The organism is Micromonospora sp. R311 (assembly GCF_056780015.1).
The window spans coordinates 1-16,166 of the sequence record NZ_JBSWCE010000047.1 but is presented as its reverse complement, the minus strand read 5'-3'; the positions used below and the strand labels follow the sequence as shown (position 1 = coordinate 16,166).

The window sequence follows — 16,166 nt, the reverse complement described above, 5'->3', positions numbered from 1 at the left end:
ACCCACCCGCCCGCGCGGTCGTCAGTCGGCGAGGGCGCCGGCCGCCCGCCCCTCGTGCAGGGTGAGGTTGCGCCCGTTCGACGGGTCGAACAGGTGGATCTTCTCCAGGTTGAACCAGACCCGCCGGGTCTCCCCCTCCACCACCGGAGACTCCGCCGACAGCCGGGTCACCAGGTTCGCCCCGGCCCCGGTGAAGTCGGAGGCGCCGGCGTCGGCGGCCAGTTCCTCCAGCTCGGCGGCGGTGGCCCGCTCCCCCTCGACGGTGAAGTAGACGTACTTGTCGGAGCCCATCGACTCGACGATCTCCACCGGCGCCTCGAACTCCATGCCCCGGCGGCGGGTGTCCTCGTCGACCAGTTCGGCGTCCTCGAAGTGCTCCGGCCGGATGCCGAGGATCAGCTCGCGCGACGCGCCGGCGTCCGCCAGCTGCCGCCGGACCCGGTCGCCGAGCGGCACCTCGCCCAGCGCGGTCCGCAGCGTGCCGTCCTGCACCGCCGCGTGCAGGAAGTTCATCGACGGCGAGCCGATGAAGCCGGCCACGAAGAGGTTGCGCGGGTGGTCGTAGAGCTCCTGCGGCGGGCCGACCTGCTGCACCGCGCCGCCGCGCATGATGACCACCCGGTCGCCGAGAGTCATCGCCTCGGTCTGGTCATGGGTGACGTAGACGGTGGTCGTGCCGAGCTGCTTCTGCAGCCGGGACACCACCGTGCGCATCTGCACCCGCAGTTTGGCGTCCAGGTTGGACAGTGGCTCGTCCATCAGGAACGCCTTCGGCTGCCGGACGATCGCGCGGCCCATCGCCACCCGCTGCCGCTGCCCACCGGAGAGGTTCGCCGGCTTGCGGTCCAGCAGCGCGGTCAGTTCCAGGACCTTCGCCGCCTCCTCGACCTTGGCGTTGATCGTCTCCTTGTCCAGCTTCGCCAGCCGCAGCGGGAACGCCATGTTCTCCCGGACGGTCATGTTCGGGTAGAGGGCGTACGACTGGAAGACCATGGCGATGTCCCGGTCCCGGGGCGCCTTGTCGTTGACCCGCTGGCCGCCGATACGCAGCTCCCCGGAGCTGATGTCCTCCAGCCCGGCGATCATGTTGAGGGTGGTGGACTTCCCGCAGCCGGAGGGGCCGACCAGGATGACGAACTCGCCGTCGGCGATCTCCAGGTCGACGTCCTGCACCGCGACGGTCCCGTCCGGGAACTTCTTGCTCACCTTGTCGAGCACGATGTCAGCCATGACTACACCTATCCCTTGACTGCGCCGGAGGTCAGGCCGGAGACGATGCGGCGCTGGAAGAAGAGGACGAACAGGATGATCGGAATGGTGATCACCACGGCGGCGGCGCAGATCGCCCCGGTGGGGTCCTCGAACTGCGACTCGCCGGTGAAGAACGACAGCGCCACCGGCACCGTCCGGGACCGTTCGGTGGAGGTCAGCGAGATGGCGAAGAGGAAGTCGTTCCAGCAGAAGATGAAGACCAGGATCGCCGTGGTGAACAGCCCCGGCGCGGCCAGCGGCGCGATCACCCGGCGGAACGCCTGGGCCTGGGTCGCCCCGTCCATCTTCGCCGCCTTCTCCAGGTCCCACGGGATCTGCTTGAAGAACGCCGACAGCGTGTAGATCGCCAGCGGCAGCGCGAAGGTGATGTACGGCAGGATCAGGCCCGGCCAGGTGTCGAAGAGGCCGAGCTGCCGCTCGATGTCGAACAGCGGCGACACCAGCGACACCTGCGGGAACATCGCGATCAGCAGGGAGACGCCGACCAGCAGCCGCTTGCCGGGGAAGTCCAGCCGGGAGATCGCGTACGCGGCCATGGCGCCGAGCACCACCGCGACGACGGTGGCGATCAGCGCGATGCCGATCGAGTTGACCAGGGCCCGGACGAACTGGTCCGTCGCGAATATCGTCCGGTAGTTGTCCAGCGTCCACTCCCGGGGCCAGAACCTGCCGTCGGTGAGGGTGGCCGGGGTCTTGAACGACAGCGACGCGATCCACAGCACCGGGATCAGCGCGAAGACGACCACGACGACGTCCAGCAGACCCCAGCGGAGCCGGGTCCGGGTGGTGGTTTCGACAGCCATCTCAGCGCCTCTCCCCGTCGTCGCTGCCGGGGGCAGCGGTACCGAACAGCTTCACGAAGACGAAGGCGATGATCGCCACGGTGAGGAAGATCAGCACCGACATCGTCGACCCGATGCCGAGGTTGAGCCCCCGGATCAGGTTGTTGTAGGCGAGCATCGACACCGACGAGGTCTCGTTGCCGCCCGCGGTGAGCACGAAGATGTTGTCGAAGACCCGGAACGCGTCCAGGGTGCGGAACAGCAGCGCGACCAGGATCGCCGGCTTCATCACCGGCAGCATCACCTTGGTGAACCGCTGCCAGGCGGTGGCTCCGTCGGTGGAGGCGGCCTTGAGCAGGTCCTCCGGAACCAGCGCCAGCCCGGCCATCAGCAGCAGCGCCATGAACGGGGTGGTCTTCCAGATCTCGGCCAGCATGATGATCGCCAACGAGCTGGCCCGCTCGGTGAGCGGCGCGCCCTCGCTGAACAGGTTGGCCAGGTAGCCGGTGCCGGGCGTCCAGGCGTACCGCCAGGAGAAGGCGGCGACAACCGTGACGATGCCGTACGGGATCAGCGCGGCGGTGCGGACGATGCCCCGGCCGACCAGCGTGCGGTGCATGATCAGCGCCAGTCCCATGCCGAGCACCAGTTCGATCACGACGGTGACCACGGTGATCAGCGCGGTCACCCCGAACGCCGTCCACCAGAACTCGTTGGTCAGCACCGTGACGTAGTTCTCCAGGCCGATGAACTCGCGCTGGTCGGGGAAGCGCAGGTCGAAGCGCTGGAGTGACAACCAGACCGAGTAGAGGATCGGGTATGCCGTCACCAGCACCATGACCAGCGCGGCCGGCGCGCAGAGCAGCCAGCCCAGCCGGCGCTCGGCCTTCTTGTTCTCACTCAGCGGCGGCTTGCGCCGGCCGGCCCGCTGTGCGGGCACCGCGGCGTGCCGGGCGCCGGAGCGGGTCGCGGTCTCCTCGGCCGCGACGTCCGCCCCGCCGGGGGTGGCGTTGACGCTCATGACGCCCCCTCCCGACGGTCGGCGACGCCATGAGGCTCCACGGCGTCGAGCTGGTCGGTTCGCTCGCTGCGCTCGCTCACGGCAGGACTCCCTTGGACTCGAGGGCGTCGGCGATGGCGTCGCGCAGTTCGTCGGCGGTCCGCTGCGGGTCGATCGCCGACGGCGGCGAGAGGATCGCCGACATCACGGTGGAGATGCTCTGGTACGCCGGGGTCAGCGGGCGGGTCGCCGGCTCCTTGAGCTCCTCCAGGATGGTCTCCTTCATCGGGTACGCCTCGGCCATCTCCGGGTCGGCGTAGACCCGCTCGATGGTGGGCGGCACGCCGTCGTTGACCGCGGAGAACTTCTGGTTCTCCGCGTTACGGATGCACTTCGCCGCCTCGAAGGACTCCGCCGGGTGCTCGGAGTAGGCGCTGACCGCCATGTTCACCCCGCCGATGGTGACCTTGCTCGGGGTGTTCTCGTCGATGCCCGGCACCCGGGCCCAGGCGACCTGCTCGGCCAGCTCCGGGTTGGCCTCCTGCATGGCCGGGTAGACGAACGGCCAGTTGACCTGGAACGCGCCGTTGCCGGACTGGAACTCCAGCCGCACCGGGTCCTCGGTGGCGTTGCTGAACGACGGCGACGTCACGCCCGACGTGGCGAACCGCTGGAGCTGCTCCAGCGCCCGCACGGCGCCCTCGTCCATCGCGGCCCGCTTGCCGTCGTCGCTGAGGATGTGGCCGCCGGCGCTCTCGGCGAGGGTGTTGTAGAGGACCACCAGGCCCTCGTACTGGGCGCCCATGGTGAGCACCTGGTACGGCTTGCCCTGCTGCTTCAACTGCTGGGCGGCCGAGATCATCTGGTCCCAGGTTTTCGGGGCCTCGGGCACCAGGTCCGTGCGGTACCAGAGCAGCTGGACGTTGGTGTTCTTCGGCGCGGCGTAGAGCTTGTCCTGGTAGCGCGCGGTCTCCAACGGGCCGGCGAGAGTGCCCTGCTCGACCTCGGCCCTGTCCTGCCCGGTCCACTCCAGAATCCAGTCGGCGCTGGCGAACTCCTGGGTCCAGGTGACGTCGAGGCCGAGCACATCCATGCCGGTGTCCTGCGCGGCGAGCCGGCGCACCATCTGCACCCGCTGGTCGTCGGCCTGGCGCGGCAGCACCCGGTAGGCGATCCGGTACCGGCCCTGGGCCGCCGCGTTGCAGTTGTCCACCACCTTCTGCAGGTTCTGCTCCGGCGGGTAGTACAGGTTGATCGTCGGTACGCCGTCGTCGCCGCCGGTTCCACAGGCCGCCATGGGCGTCACCAACGTCAGCGCCGTGGCCGCCGCCAGCGCGCGCACGCGTGGCCGGCGCCGGCGCCGGGTCCCGTCGGGATCGCTCATCATCCCTCCCCTCGTGTCGGCCAACAGCCGGGGAGACACACCGTGCCCCGGCGCACGGCGAGACGGTCGGGACCCTGACCAGCGAGTCATCGGTCCCGGACGTTTCGTGGCCCCAACACTGCCCGACCTGGGAAGTCGCGAAACCTGGCGTGATGAGACGGTGACAAAGCAAACATCGGTGTGGCGGGGATCACCGCGCTGCGGGCCGGCTCGGCGGCGCTTACCCTCGGGCGATGGACGCCACCTTCTTCTTCGACCCCGCCTGCCCGTGGACCTGGCGCACCTCGCGATGGATGGTCACCGTCGCCGACGCCCGTGGCCTGCGCGTCGAGTGGCGGGCCTTCAGCCTGGCCATCCTCAACGAGGGGAACGTCCCCGCGGAGTTCGCCGACGTGCTGACCGCCTCGGGCCGGGCGCTGCGGCTGGTCGAGGCGCTGCGCGCGGACGGGCGCCCCGACGACGTCGCCCGGTTCTACGCCGAGGTGGGCGCCCGCAGCCACGACGCCGGCAACCCGCTGTCGCCGAAGATCGTGGACGCGGCCGTCGAGGCGGCCGGCCTGAGTGACGCGGCGGCGGCGCTCGACGACGAGCGCTGGGACGCGGCGGTACGCGAGTCACACGAGTTGGCGTACGCCTCGGCCGGGCCGGACATCGGCTCGCCGGTGCTGATGGTGCCCGGCGCCGAGCGGGGCATGCACGGGCCGATCCTCACCGAGGTGCCCGGCACCGACGACGCCCTGACCATCTGGGACTCCCTGCTCCCCCTGCTGCACCTGCCGGCCTTCCACGAGATCAAACGCGGCCGCCGCTGACCGCGTCCCGCGCCGCACCCCGTTGCGGCGCCCTCCCGCGCTCCGGCGCTCGGCCGCTCGGGGCGCTCCGGTACTCCGGTGCCCCGGCGCTGCGGCGCTGCGCGCTGTGCGCTGTGCGCTGTGCGCTGTGGCCCAGGATCCAGGTAATTTCGGGGAAGTTGTCGTATCCCGCGCCCTCGCGAGACCGCAACTTCCCCGAAGTTGCGCAGGGTCCTGGCGAGTCGCCCGCGGAGCGGGCGGCGGGGTGGCGGGTGGGGCGGGGATGATGGGCGCATGATCGCTCGTTTCAAGGACCTCTGTCTGGACGCCGCCGACCCGCGCGCGCTGGGCGCGTTCTGGGCCCGGATCCTCGACGGCGAAGTGGTCGACACCGGCGACGGCGACACCCGGGTCGACCCCCGTGCCGGCGCCGGCGCGGAGTCGATCTGGGTCAACCGGGTGCCCGAGCCGCGTACCGTCAAGACCCGGGTGCACCTCGACCTGCGGCTCGCCGACGCGGAACCGGCGGCGCTGCTCGCCGCCGGGGCGCGGCTGGTCCGCGAGCCGGACGCGGAGATCAGCTGGTGGGTGCTGGCCGACCCGGACGGCAATCTGTTCTGCGCCCTCCCACCCCGGGCGGGGGCCGGGCCGGGCCCGATCGCGCTGATCGTAGACTCGGCCGACCCGGTCGCCCAGGCGGGGTGGTGGGCCGGCGTGGTCGGTGGCGAGGTGCGGGCCAGCGAGCGGGGGCACGCCGCGGTGCTGGGCGCGGCCGGCTTCCCGTGGCAGCAGTGGATCTTCGACCCGGTGCCGGAGCGCAAGATCGTGAAGAACCGGATGCACTGGGACGTCGACCTGACCGACCCGGAGCCGACCGCGCTGATCAAGGCCGGTGCGACGCTGCTGCGCGAGCCCGACGAGGCGATCAGCTGGTGGGTCCTGGCCGACCCGGAGGGCAACGACTTCTGCGCGTTCGCGCCCCGTCCCACCCAGTGAGCGGCGATGCTATCCAGCGACCGCCCGGTGGACTAGCGTTTCCATAGCTCCGCAGCCAGCGCGTTCGCCGCCGACGTCGACACGCCTCCGGCCGACCCCAGCCCGTCCGATCGGTTGGTTCTCGCGGGAACTTCCCTCTGCCGGTCCACCGGTTGGGCAGGATCGTCCCCAACGAGGAGGTGCCGTCGTGCAGGACACCCGCGCTCTCGCCCTGACGTTCGAGGTGAGCGGCCTGCCACCGGTCAAGACCGAGGCGCTGTCCATCTTCGCCGCCGGACACCGGCAGGCGACGAGGGTCCGCGCCCTGCTCCAGGCGGCCTGCGACGCGGCCCAGCGCACCGGCTGGACCCCGCTGTCCGGGCCGATCGAGGTGGACGTGGTGCTGCGCTGCCCGCCCGGGCACCGCACCTCCGACGCCAGCACCCTGCTCGGCGGGGTGTGCGCGGTACTCCAGGACAAGAAGCGGGTGGCCACCATCGGCCTCGCCCACCTCGGCGTCCTGGTCGACGTCGCCCTCTACGACGACGACCGGCAGATCCGCCGGCTGTCGTACGTGGAGGAGCCGGCGGAGGAATTCTCGTACCAGGTGCGGGTCGCCGCCGTACCGAACGTGGTTTGACCGACGGCCGCGGTGGGGTACCGCGGACGCCGACGAAGGGAGCGCCATGTCGGAGCCACATGTCACGCTGGACCCCCGCGGGCTCGATCCCGTGCAGCAGAAGCTGCGCGGCCCGCTGGAGGATCAGCTGACCTCGGCGCTGCGGGCGGCCACCGAACGGGTCCGGGCCGGCTATGCCGGCGAGCCGGTCGAGCAGGTCTGCCAGCGGCTGCTCGACGAGACCCGGGCCGGCCTGCACCCCGACATCGCGGCCGGCTTCGAGCCGGACATGGACGAGTTCTGCCGGGTGGCGGTGGCCATCGTCCGCGGCGGGGACGCCTGACGGCCACGGGCCGTCGGTTCCCCCGGCGGCACCTTCCGCGGCGGCGCTCCGACGGCGACCGGGGTCGACCCGCCAGCCGGGCACCGCCGCCAACTCGACGCTTCAGTCGGCGGATGTCGGCACTCTCCCCGCCGGGCTCGGCTACGGTCTGGCCTGTGCAGGCCCACGAACTCCGGGGCCGGGTCGGATCGGCCCGGGTGGCCCGGCTCGCCACCGTCCGGCCCGACGGCCGCCCCCATCTGGTGCCGGTCTGCTTCGCCCTGCTCGGCGACGTGGCGTACCACGCCGTGGACGAGAAACCCAAGCGCCACCGGCAGCTGCGCCGGCTGGTGAACATCCAGGCGACGGAGCACGCCTGCCTGCTCGTCGACGAGTACGACGAGGACTGGTCGACGCTGTGGTGGGTCCGGCTGGACGGTCACGGCCGCCTGGTCGGGGACCCGGCGGAGGAGGCGGCCGCCCGGGCGGCGCTGGCCGCGAAATATCCGCAGTACGTGGCGCGCCCACCGGACGGGCCGGTCGTCGCGGTCACGGTGACCCGATGGTCGGCGTGGTCGGCGGCCGGAGGCGCGGTGGAGTTGACCGGGTGAACGCCTCGGCCGCGGACAAGCCCGCCCGCTGAACGGCGAGCCGACCGGTACCGCCCGGTTCCGGGGTCAGCCCGCCGGGGCGAGCGCGTCGAGCACCTCGTCGGCGCGGCGCAGCGACACCTGCGGGTCCGCCGAGGGTGAGCCCATCTCGGGGTCGAAGTTGAGGTCGACGAAGAGTTCGGTGACGCCCGCCGCGGCGAGCCGGCCGAAGTCCGACCGGATCTGCTCGAGCGTGCCGGTGAGCGGCGTACGGTCGGCCGAGCCTGCCGGGCGTACCCGCACGGCGCCCCGGCAGACGAACCGCAGCGAGCGGGGGTCGCGCCCGGCATCCGCCGCCGCCGCCCGCACCGTCGCGATCGCCTCGGCGATCCCCGGCAGGTCGGCCTGGCTGCCACTGATCCAGCCGTCGGCGAGCCGGCCCGCACGGCGCAACGCCGCGGGTGCCTGACCGCCGAGCAGGATCGGCGGATGCGGTCGCTGCACCGGCTTCGGGTCCATCCGGGTCGGCGGAACCTGGTAGAACTCGCCGCGATGCGCGATGACCTCGTCCTGCCAGAGGCTGCGCAGGACGGTGACGAACTCGGCCGCGCGCCGGCCCCGCCGGCGCCGGCTCGCGCCGGTCGCCTGGTACTCCTCGTCCGACCAGCCGAGGCCGAGCCCGACGTCGAGCCGTCCGCCGGCGAGGATGTCGAGGGTCGCGGTCTGCTTGGCCAGCACGACCGGGGAGAGGAACGGCATGTTGAGCACCGCGACGCCGAGCCGGATCCGCGTGGTGTGGGCGGCGAGGAAGGCCAGCGTGGTCAACGGATCGTGGACGCTGTGGTACGTCTCGCTCCAGCCGAGGTCGGCGGGGGCCAGCAGACGCTGGAACGTCCACAACGAGTGGTATCCGAGCAGTTCCGCGCGCCGGGCGACGTGGACCATGTGCTCCGGGGTTGCCCATGAGCCGGAGACCGGCGGGGCGAATCCAATCTCCACTCCGGCACGCTATCCAGTGCCGCCCCGGTCGCGCGCGGAACCCGCCATCGTCGACCTGCCCGGCGGGCGGAGCGGCCGAAGCGCCCAGCCGCAGCTACCCGTCGTCAACGCTGCCCACGTCGGGCCCAGCCGCGCTCCCGCCCGCGCAGAAGAGCGTCTCCGTTCCATTCACAGCTGATTGGCACTTCCGGCGCCGCGCGGCTTGCCCCGGAAAGGGTGAGGAACATCGGCTCTCGAAATCGGCGGGTCGGTGTAACGGAAATGGCCCGGCCGACGCAGCGACCGCCGCAATACCGCGTCGAAACGAAAAACGGGTCAGGACCGGGTCCGCAACTCCCCGGTCCTGACCCCCAGCCGTCCGGCGTGGTAGCGAGCTTCGCCAGATTGGACGCGCGGGCGTGGCACGCCGCCCACGCCGGCCTCAACCCGACGAGCCGGCCCGCCTGCACTCAGCTCCACGGTGCCCAGCTACCGGACTTCGGTGCGCCCCCGACTCACCCCGAAGAGCCGTGAGCGCCGGATCAGGTTAGGCGCGTTTCTCCGGCCCGGACAAGGCGCGCCGGGCGCCGTGGAGGGTGATTGATATCAACGTTGAAAACCGGCATGTCGGCGTAACACGGCGGCCGGGACGAACGCTATTTCCGGTCGGAGCGACCTCTGCGCCACCGCTCCGCCAGACGGGCCGCCACGCCGCCCGCCAGCACATGCAGCAGCCGTACGCCGGTGGCGGCCGGCAGCAGCGCCACCCCGCCCAGCGGCGACCGCGACCGCCCGGAACGCCGCCGGCCGGGCGGCCGGCGGCGGTGGCACCCCCACCCTGCCATGGCGGCGCACCAGGTCGAGCGCGAACCACCCCACCGAGCAGGTCAGCGGCATCGGAGTCGCCCGCTGCCGGCGGTCAGCTGGCCGGTCGGCCCGTCGCACGTGGTCAGAAGTGCTTCAGCAGGTCGGGGAAGGCGGTCAGGTGCAGCACGCCCGGGTCGGCCGGATCCAGCTCGTCGTGCTCCAGCACCCAGGTGTTCTCGTTCGGGATGAACACCGCGTTCATCCCGGCCGCCCGGGCCGGCAGAATGTCCGACTTCGGGGAGTTGCCGATCATCCACCCGCCGGCCGGGTCGAAGCCGTGCTCGCGGGCCAGCCAGCGGTACGTGTCGACGTCCTTCTCCTGGACGATGTGCGCGGCCCGGAAGTGGTGCAGCAGCCCGGAGGCGTCGAGTTTGCGCTGCTGCTCTGCCCGGTCGCCCTTGGTCAGCAGCAGCAGCGAGTGCCGGCCGGCGAGCTCGTCCAGCGCGTCCGCCACCCCGGGCATCAGCTCGACCTGGTGCTCGACCAGCGCCACCGCCAACTCCTGGATCTCCCGGCGCTCGGCCTCGGTGGCCGGCCGCCGGCGCAGCCGCTCCAGGCACTCGCCGAGGCTGTGCAGGAAGACCTTGCTGCCGTAGCCGTGCACGGCCGCGTTGGCCCGCTCGATGTCGTCCAGCACCGCCCGGATCTCGACCCGGTCCAGGGTGGGGTGGTCCAGCCACGCCAGGAAGTCGTCGATCACCCGCTCGAAGAGCATGTTGTTCTCCCAGAGCGTGTCGTCGGCGTCGAACACCAGCACCTGCCCCGGGGACACCGTAGCGCCGCCACCTGTCATGCCCGTTCCCCTCCCGTGCCGGGCCCGGCGGGTCGCCACGGCCCGGCCGGGACTATAGGGCAGACCCGCCGGCCCGCCCAGGGACTTTCCCGCCCGCCCGGCGCGGGGCCGGCGCCAGCGCGACGTCCAGCAGCCGGGCGGCGATCATCTCCTCCCGCTGCTCCTGGGCCTCCGGCCGCAGCCGGCCGCCCCGGGTGAGCATGACCATCCCGTGCAGCAGGCTCCAGCCGAGTTCGGCGAGGGTGTCCGCGTCCCGGCCGGCGGCCAGCGGCGCCACGGCGGCGCGCAGCTGCCCGAACGCGGCCGCCGGGGTCACCGGCGCCCGGTCCGCGCCGAGGGTCAGGTCGGGGGTGTGCGCGAGCATCGCGTCGTAGACCTCGGGATTGGCGTACGCGAAGTCGAGGTAGGCGGAAACCACGGCGGACCAGGCCCGGCGGGGGTCGCCGGCGGCCGCCCGGGCGGCGGTGAGCGCGGCGGCCAGGTCGGCGAAGCCGCGCACCGCGACCGCGGCCAGCACCGCGTCCCGGTCGGTGAAGTGCCGGTAGAAGCCGCCGAGGTCGACGCCGGCCCGCTCCGCCAGCCGCCGGGGGGTCACCGCCGTCCAGCCCTCCGCCTCGGCCAACTGCCGGGCGGCGGTGACGATGGCCGCCGCCTCGCCCCGCTCGGCCTGGCCCCGGTCGGTGCGGGCCGCGGCACCGCCCTGCTCGCCGGGGACGGCCGCCTCGCCCGGGTCGGCGTCCCCGTCCTCTGGTTCGGACACTTCGCCGAGGGTAGTGGCGGCCACGGGCGGCGAACGGTCGGCGACGGATTGGCGACTGTTCGCCGTCGCGACACGATCCCCTGGTCAGCGGCGCAGGGTGAGGATCAGGTCGGCGACCAGCGCGGTCCAGCCGGTCTGGTGCCAGGCCCCGAGCCCCGCGCCGTTGTCGCCGTGGAAGTACTCCGGGAAGGCGATCAGGTCCCGCCAGTCAGGGTGGGTCTGGAAGAGCTGGCAGGCGCCGTAGATCGGCCGGCGACCCCAGCCGTCCCGGGTGAACAGCGAGATCAGCCGGGCGGAGAGATCGTCGGCGATCTCGTCCAGCGTCCGCTTCACGCCGGACCGGGTGGGGTACTCCACCCGCAGGTCGTCGCCGTAGAAGGCCGCGTAGTCGCGCAGCGCGGTGATCAGCAGGAAGTTGGTCGGCATCCAGATCGGCCCGCGCCAGTTGGAGTTGCCGCCGAACAGGCCGCTGGTCGACTCGGCCGGCTCGTAGCCGACGCAGAACTCCTGGCCACCGAGGGTCACCGCGAACGGCTTGTCCAGGTGCGCGCGGGAGAGCGTGCGCAGGCCGTACTCGGAGAGGAACTCGTCGGGGTCGAGCATCCGGGCCAGCAGCCGGACCACCTGCTCCGGGCCGACCATGGACAGCAGCCGCTGCTGGCGGCCGTCCGGGGCAAGCCGGCGGGCCCCGATCACGTCGGCGTACTCCGGGCGGTTGGTGAGGAACCAGCGCAGCCGGGCGCCCAGCTCGGGCAGCCGGTGCAGGGTACGCGCGGGGAGCCGGGTGACCGCGGCCAGCGGCAGCAGTCCCACCACCGAGCGGACCTTCAGCGGCACCTTCGTGCCGTCGGTCAGCCGCAGCACGTCGTAGAAGAACGCGTCCTCGTCGTCCCAGAGCCCCTGCGAGTAGGCGGCGGCCGCGATGTACGCGAAGTGCTCGAAGAACTTGGTGGCGGTGTCCACCCAGGTGCGGTCGTGCTCGGCCAGCACGATCGCGATGTCGAGCAGGTTGAGCGCGTACATGGCCATCCAGCCGGTGCCGTCGGACTGCTCCAGCACGCCGGCCACCGGCAGCGCGGCCGACCGGTCGAACGGCCCGACGTTGTCCAGCCCGAGGAAGCCGCCCTCGAAGACGTTGTTGCCGCCGGTGTCCTTCCGGTTGACCCACCAGGTGAAGTTGAGCAGCAGCTTGTGCATCACCCGGGCCAGGAAGTCGTGGTCCCGGCTCCCGTCGATCTCGAAGACCTTCAGCGCCGCCCACGCGTGCACCGGCGGGTTCACGTCGCCGAACGCCCACTCGTACGCGGGGATCTGCCCGTTGGGGTGCAGGTACCACTCGCGCAGCAGGAGCAGCAGCTGCTCCTTGGCGAAGCCCGGGTCGACCCGGGCGATGCTCACGCAGTGGAAGGCCAGGTCCCAGGCCGCGTACCAGGGGTACTCCCAGGGGTCGGGCATGGAGATCACGTCGAAGCTGGTCATGTGCCACCAGGCACTGTTGCGCCCGTGCCGGCGGCCGGGCGGCGGCGCGGAGCCCGGATCGCCCTCCAGCCAGCGTTTGACGTCGAAGTGGTAGAACTGCTTGCCCCACATCAGCCCGGCGATGGCCTGCCGGGCGACGAGAGCCTCGTCCGGGGTGGCGGCGGCCGGGATCACCCCGGCGAAGAAGCGGTTCGCCTCCGCCCGCCGGGCCCAGACCACCGCGTCGAAGCCGTCGTCCAGGTCCGCCGGGGGCGGCGGGGTGCCGCCGGGCGGCGGGGCGGTACGGGTCAACCGCAGCCGGATCTGCCGCTGCTCGCCGGCCGGCACGTCCAGCACGTAGTGCAGCGCGCCCTTGGTGCCCTCGCCCGCCGGGTTCACCGTCGGGGCGCCGTTGACCACGTGGTCGTTGATGCCGTCCTTCGGGTAGCGGGACCGGCCGGGCAGCCCCCAGAGCCGCTCGGCGTTGGTGTCGTTGTCGCAGAGCAGCGGGGTCGGCGCGCCGTCGCCCTCCAGCAGCAGCTGGCCGAGCACCCGGTGCTCGCCGACCAGCCGGGAGCCCTCGCCGACCAGGCGGGGGATCCGGTCGCCGCCGGGCAGCCCCCACGCCCAGGTGTTGCGGAACCACAGGGTGGGCAGCAGGTGCAGCCGGTCGTCCCGGTCGCCCCGGTTGGCGACCGTGATCACGATGCACAGGTCGGTGGGGGACGCCTTGGCGTAGTCGACGGTCACCGCCCAGTACCGGTCGTCGTCGAAGATGCCGGTGTCGACCAGCTCGTACTCGGTGTCGTCCCGGCCGCGCAGCGCGTTCACCGCGACCAGTTCGTCGTACGGGAAGGCGGTCTGCGGGTAGTGGTAGCGCCAGCGCATCCAGGAGTGGGTGGGCGTGGAGTCCTCGTACCACCAGTAGTCCTTGGCGTCCTCGCCGTGGTTGCCGCCGTCACCGCCGAGGCCGAACATCCGCTCCTTGAGGATCGGGTCCCGCCCGTTCCACAGCGCGAGGGCGAAGCAGAACGTCTGCCGGTCGTCGCAGACGCCGGCCATGCCGTCCTCGCTCCACCGGTAGGCTCGGGACCGGGCGTGGTCGTGGGGGAAGTAGTCCCACGCCGTGCCGTGTTCGCTGTAGTCCTCCCGCACCGTCCCCCAGGCCCGCTCGGACAGATACGGACCCCATGCCCGCCAGTCCTGCTCCCCCGCGTCGGCCTGGGCGAGCCGGATCCGTTCGGGGTCGGGCGCGGGCGCGTTCGACAGCGGCACGTCGGTGATCACGTGCACATCTTCGACGCCGCCGGGGTACTCCACCACAGCGGCCATTCTCGTCGTGGCGTGTTACACCCCGCCGCTGGTGGAGGAAAGTTGATCGACATTCGCTTCGGCGCGCAGGTCTGCGGGGAGCTGACCAGCGGCGCGACCCGGGAGTGGCTGGTCGCCGACGGCCTCGGCGGGTACGCCATGGGCACGGTCGCCGGGCTGCGTACCCGTCGCTACCACGGGCTGCTGGTGGTGGCCGGCGAGACGCCGGCGTCCCGGCGGGTGGGACTGGTCAGCCTGGACCCGACCGTGCTGCTTCCCTCCGGCGCCCGGGTGCGCCTCGGCGCCCACGAGTGGGCCTCCGGGGTGGTCGACCCGTGCGGCTTCGAGCTGCTGGAGCAGTTCGCCCTCGTCGGCGGGGTGCCCCGGTGGCGGTGGCGGATCGGCGACGTGGTGATCGAGCGGGAGCTGGCCATGCGGCACGGCCACGGCTGCGTCGCGGTGGTGCACCGGCTGGTCGCGGGCGGCCCGGTGCGGCTGGAGCTGGCCGCGGCCTGCACCTGGCGGGACGCGCACGGCGAGCGTCGCGCCGACGGACCGGCGCCGCGGGTGGAGCCGGTGGCCGGCGGGGCGGTGATCGAGGGCGCGTTCCGCCTGGCCGGGCCGGGCTGGACCCCGGAGGGCCAGTGGTGGCGGGGGGTGCACCACCGGGAGGAGGCAGCCCGCGGCCTGCACCCGGACGAGGACCTCTGGTACGCGGGGCGCTTCGCCGGCACCCTGGACCGCCCGGGCGACACCCTGTCCGTGCTGGCCTGGGCCGGTGACCTGGCCGCGCAGCCGCCGCCGGCGACCGAGGTGGTCGCGGCCGCCCGGGCCCGCAACCGCCGGGTGGTGGCCGCCGCGCGCCCGGCCGACGACGTCGACGCCACCCTCACCCTGGCCGCCGACGCGTTCGTCATCCGCACCGGCCGGGGGCCGGACGTGGTCGCCGGGTACCCGTGGTTCGGCGCCTGGTCCCGGGACACGATGATCTCCTACGAGGGCCTCTTCCTCGCTACCGGCCGGGCCGAGGAGGGGGCCGAGCTGCTGCGGTCGTACGCGGCGACGCTGTCGGAGGGGATGCTCGCCAACACCGCCGACACCGGGCGGGTGGAGTACAACACGGTCGACGCCACGCTGTGGTTCCTGCACGCGGTACGCCGGCACGTCGCGGTCACCGGCGACACCGACCTCGGCGCCGAGCTGCTGCCAGCGCTGCGCGGGGTGGTCGACGCGCACCTGGCCGGCACCCGGTTCGGCATCGCCGTCGACCCGGCCGACGGGCTGCTCACCTCCGGCGCCCCGGGTGCCGCACTGACCTGGATGGACGCCCGGGTCCACGGGGTGCCGGTCACCCCGCGCGCGGGTAAGCCGGTGGAGGTCAACGCGCTCTGGATCAACGGGCTGGCGGGCCTCGCCGAGCTGACCGGGCTGGCCGGGCGGGACGCCGGCGATCTGCGCCGGCTGCACGAGCGGGCGGTCACCGCGTTCCGCGCGCGCTTCCCGGCCCCCACCGGCTGGCTGCACGACGTGGTCGACGCGCCCGCGCCGGCGTACCCGCTGGGCGCCGCCGAGCGGCACGACGACGACCTGCTCCGCCCCAACCAGCTGCTGGCCTGGTCGCTGCCGTACGCCCCGCTGGAGCCGGACGCGCCGGCGCTGCGCCGGATCGCCGCCGGGCTGCTCACCCCGCTCGGCCCGCGCAGCCTCGCCCCCGACTGCCCGGGGTTCGTCGGGCGGCACCGGGGCGGGCCGGCCGAGCGGGACGGGGCGTACCACCAGGGGACCGTCTGGCCGTGGCTGCTCGGCCCGTACGCCGACGCCTGCCGGCGGGCCGACCTGCCGGTCGACGACCTCTTCGTGGGGGTCGAGGCCCACCTCACCGAGTACGGCCTGGGGTCGGTGAGCGAGACGGCCGACGGCCTGGCGCCGCACCAGGCGACCGGCTGCCCGTTCCAGGCCTGGTCCGTCGCCGAGCTGCTGCGGGTCCGCCGTTAACGGTTTACACCTCTGCAACGACCGCGTCTCCGCTGGTTAGCCGGTCGGCCGCAGGATTGGATCCGATCCAGCCGCGACGACGGGCACCGGCGCAGGTGCCGGCCGGCGCGCGCCCGGAGACAACTCCAAGGGGGCCGCATGTCACCTGACGCCGACGTGATCGACATCCACCCTGCCCGGCACCAGCGCGTGCTGATGCTGTCCTGGGAGTACCCGCCGGTGCTCGTCGGCGGCCTCGGCCGCCACGTGCACGCCCTCTCCGTCGCCCT

Annotated in this window: 15 protein-coding genes; 7 read left to right on the top strand and 8 right to left on the bottom strand. The window is 72.8% G+C overall.

Annotated features, from left to right (window positions below; translation table 11 throughout):
• Positions 1-21: 21 nt before the first annotated feature.
• The 4 genes from AC1WTP_RS30140 to AC1WTP_RS30125 all read right to left on the bottom strand — a co-directional run bounded on the left by AC1WTP_RS30140 (position 22) and on the right by AC1WTP_RS30125 (position 4,438).
• Positions 22-1,230 (bottom strand): ABC transporter ATP-binding protein, encoded by a 1,209-nt coding sequence (locus AC1WTP_RS30140; RefSeq protein WP_481652631.1) that lies wholly within the window; start codon positions 1,228-1,230, stop codon positions 22-24.
• Positions 1,231-1,238: 8 nt separating this feature from the next.
• Positions 1,239-2,075 carry a carbohydrate ABC transporter permease gene (locus AC1WTP_RS30135; protein ID WP_481652630.1) on the bottom strand — a complete coding sequence of 279 codons (837 nt, stop codon included), beginning with the start codon at positions 2,073-2,075 and terminating at the stop codon, positions 1,239-1,241.
• Position 2,076: 1 nt separating this feature from the next.
• Positions 2,077-3,075 carry a carbohydrate ABC transporter permease gene (locus AC1WTP_RS30130; protein WP_481652629.1) on the bottom strand — a complete coding sequence of 333 codons (999 nt, stop codon included), beginning with the start codon at positions 3,073-3,075 and terminating at the stop codon, positions 2,077-2,079.
• 76 nt (positions 3,076-3,151) lie between these two features.
• Positions 3,152-4,438 carry an ABC transporter substrate-binding protein gene (locus AC1WTP_RS30125; RefSeq protein ID WP_481652628.1) on the bottom strand — a complete coding sequence of 429 codons (1,287 nt, stop codon included), beginning with the start codon at positions 4,436-4,438 and terminating at the stop codon, positions 3,152-3,154.
• A gap of 233 nt (positions 4,439-4,671) precedes the next feature.
• Here AC1WTP_RS30125 and AC1WTP_RS30120 point away from each other — a divergent pair, with 233 nt between their 5' ends.
• The 5 genes from AC1WTP_RS30120 (at position 4,672) to AC1WTP_RS30100 (ending at position 7,756) form a co-directional block, all read left to right on the top strand.
• On the top strand, positions 4,672-5,250 hold the full coding sequence (locus tag AC1WTP_RS30120; protein WP_481652627.1) for a DsbA family protein: 579 nt from the start codon (positions 4,672-4,674) through the stop codon (positions 5,248-5,250).
• Between the two features lie 273 nt (positions 5,251-5,523).
• On the top strand, positions 5,524-6,225 hold the full coding sequence (locus AC1WTP_RS30115; protein ID WP_481652626.1) for a VOC family protein: 702 nt from the start codon (positions 5,524-5,526) through the stop codon (positions 6,223-6,225).
• 187 nt (positions 6,226-6,412) lie between these two features.
• Positions 6,413-6,844 carry a RusA family crossover junction endodeoxyribonuclease gene (locus tag AC1WTP_RS30110; protein WP_481652625.1) on the top strand — a complete coding sequence of 144 codons (432 nt, stop codon included), beginning with the start codon at positions 6,413-6,415 and terminating at the stop codon, positions 6,842-6,844.
• Between the two features lie 46 nt (positions 6,845-6,890).
• Positions 6,891-7,166, top strand: a complete 276-nt coding sequence (locus AC1WTP_RS30105; RefSeq protein WP_447136281.1) for a hypothetical protein — start codon at positions 6,891-6,893, stop codon at positions 7,164-7,166.
• A gap of 155 nt (positions 7,167-7,321) precedes the next feature.
• Positions 7,322-7,756 (top strand): TIGR03668 family PPOX class F420-dependent oxidoreductase, encoded by a 435-nt coding sequence (locus AC1WTP_RS30100; RefSeq protein WP_481652624.1) that lies wholly within the window; start codon positions 7,322-7,324, stop codon positions 7,754-7,756.
• A 66-nt stretch (positions 7,757-7,822) separates the two neighbouring features.
• Here the strand turns inward: AC1WTP_RS30100 and AC1WTP_RS30095 are convergent, their stop codons facing one another.
• The 4 genes from AC1WTP_RS30095 to AC1WTP_RS30080 all read right to left on the bottom strand — a co-directional run bounded on the left by AC1WTP_RS30095 (position 7,823) and on the right by AC1WTP_RS30080 (position 13,923).
• Positions 7,823-8,734 carry a TIGR03619 family F420-dependent LLM class oxidoreductase gene (locus AC1WTP_RS30095; protein ID WP_481652623.1) on the bottom strand — a complete coding sequence of 304 codons (912 nt, stop codon included), beginning with the start codon at positions 8,732-8,734 and terminating at the stop codon, positions 7,823-7,825.
• A 928-nt stretch (positions 8,735-9,662) separates the two neighbouring features.
• Complete coding sequence (locus AC1WTP_RS30090) at positions 9,663-10,373, bottom strand: HAD family hydrolase (protein ID WP_481652622.1); 711 nt, start codon at positions 10,371-10,373, stop codon at positions 9,663-9,665.
• A 52-nt stretch (positions 10,374-10,425) separates the two neighbouring features.
• The gene (locus AC1WTP_RS30085; protein WP_481652621.1) at positions 10,426-11,133 is read right to left on the bottom strand and encodes a TetR/AcrR family transcriptional regulator; all 708 of its coding nucleotides are present in this window, start codon (positions 11,131-11,133) and stop codon (positions 10,426-10,428) included.
• An 84-nt stretch (positions 11,134-11,217) separates the two neighbouring features.
• On the bottom strand, positions 11,218-13,923 hold the full coding sequence (locus AC1WTP_RS30080) for an MGH1-like glycoside hydrolase domain-containing protein (protein ID WP_481652620.1): 2,706 nt from the start codon (positions 13,921-13,923) through the stop codon (positions 11,218-11,220).
• A 42-nt stretch (positions 13,924-13,965) separates the two neighbouring features.
• On the opposite strand from AC1WTP_RS30080, the gene AC1WTP_RS30075 reads away from it, so the two are divergent.
• Together AC1WTP_RS30075 and AC1WTP_RS30070 are read left to right on the top strand one after the other, a co-directional pair.
• Entirely contained in the window at positions 13,966-15,897 is a 1,932-nt protein-coding gene (locus AC1WTP_RS30075; RefSeq protein ID WP_481652619.1) for an amylo-alpha-1,6-glucosidase, read from the top strand.
• A gap of 138 nt (positions 15,898-16,035) precedes the next feature.
• Positions 16,036-16,166: glycogen/starch synthase (locus AC1WTP_RS30070; RefSeq protein ID WP_481652653.1), on the top strand; the 131-nt coding region annotated here is incomplete at its 3' end.

Bases quoted from the DNA above. Each gene is read 5' to 3' on its own strand.
- AC1WTP_RS30140 (WP_481652631.1), bottom strand. From the start codon at position 1,230: ATGGCTGACATCGTGCTCGACAAGGTGAGCAAGAAGTTCCCGGACGGG.
- AC1WTP_RS30090 (WP_481652622.1), bottom strand. From the start codon at position 10,373: ATGACAGGTGGCGGCGCTACGGTGTCCCCGGGGCAGGTGCTGGTGTTC.
- AC1WTP_RS30115 (WP_481652626.1), top strand. From the start codon at position 5,524: ATGATCGCTCGTTTCAAGGACCTCTGTCTGGACGCCGCCGACCCGCGC.
- AC1WTP_RS30135 (WP_481652630.1), bottom strand. From the start codon at position 2,075: ATGGCTGTCGAAACCACCACCCGGACCCGGCTCCGCTGGGGTCTGCTG.
- AC1WTP_RS30130 (WP_481652629.1), bottom strand. From the start codon at position 3,075: ATGAGCGTCAACGCCACCCCCGGCGGGGCGGACGTCGCGGCCGAGGAG.
- AC1WTP_RS30105 (WP_447136281.1), top strand. From the start codon at position 6,891: ATGTCGGAGCCACATGTCACGCTGGACCCCCGCGGGCTCGATCCCGTG.
- AC1WTP_RS30120 (WP_481652627.1), top strand. From the start codon at position 4,672: ATGGACGCCACCTTCTTCTTCGACCCCGCCTGCCCGTGGACCTGGCGC.
- AC1WTP_RS30080 (WP_481652620.1), bottom strand. From the start codon at position 13,923: ATGGCCGCTGTGGTGGAGTACCCCGGCGGCGTCGAAGATGTGCACGTG.
- AC1WTP_RS30125 (WP_481652628.1), bottom strand. From the start codon at position 4,438: ATGAGCGATCCCGACGGGACCCGGCGCCGGCGCCGGCCACGCGTGCGC.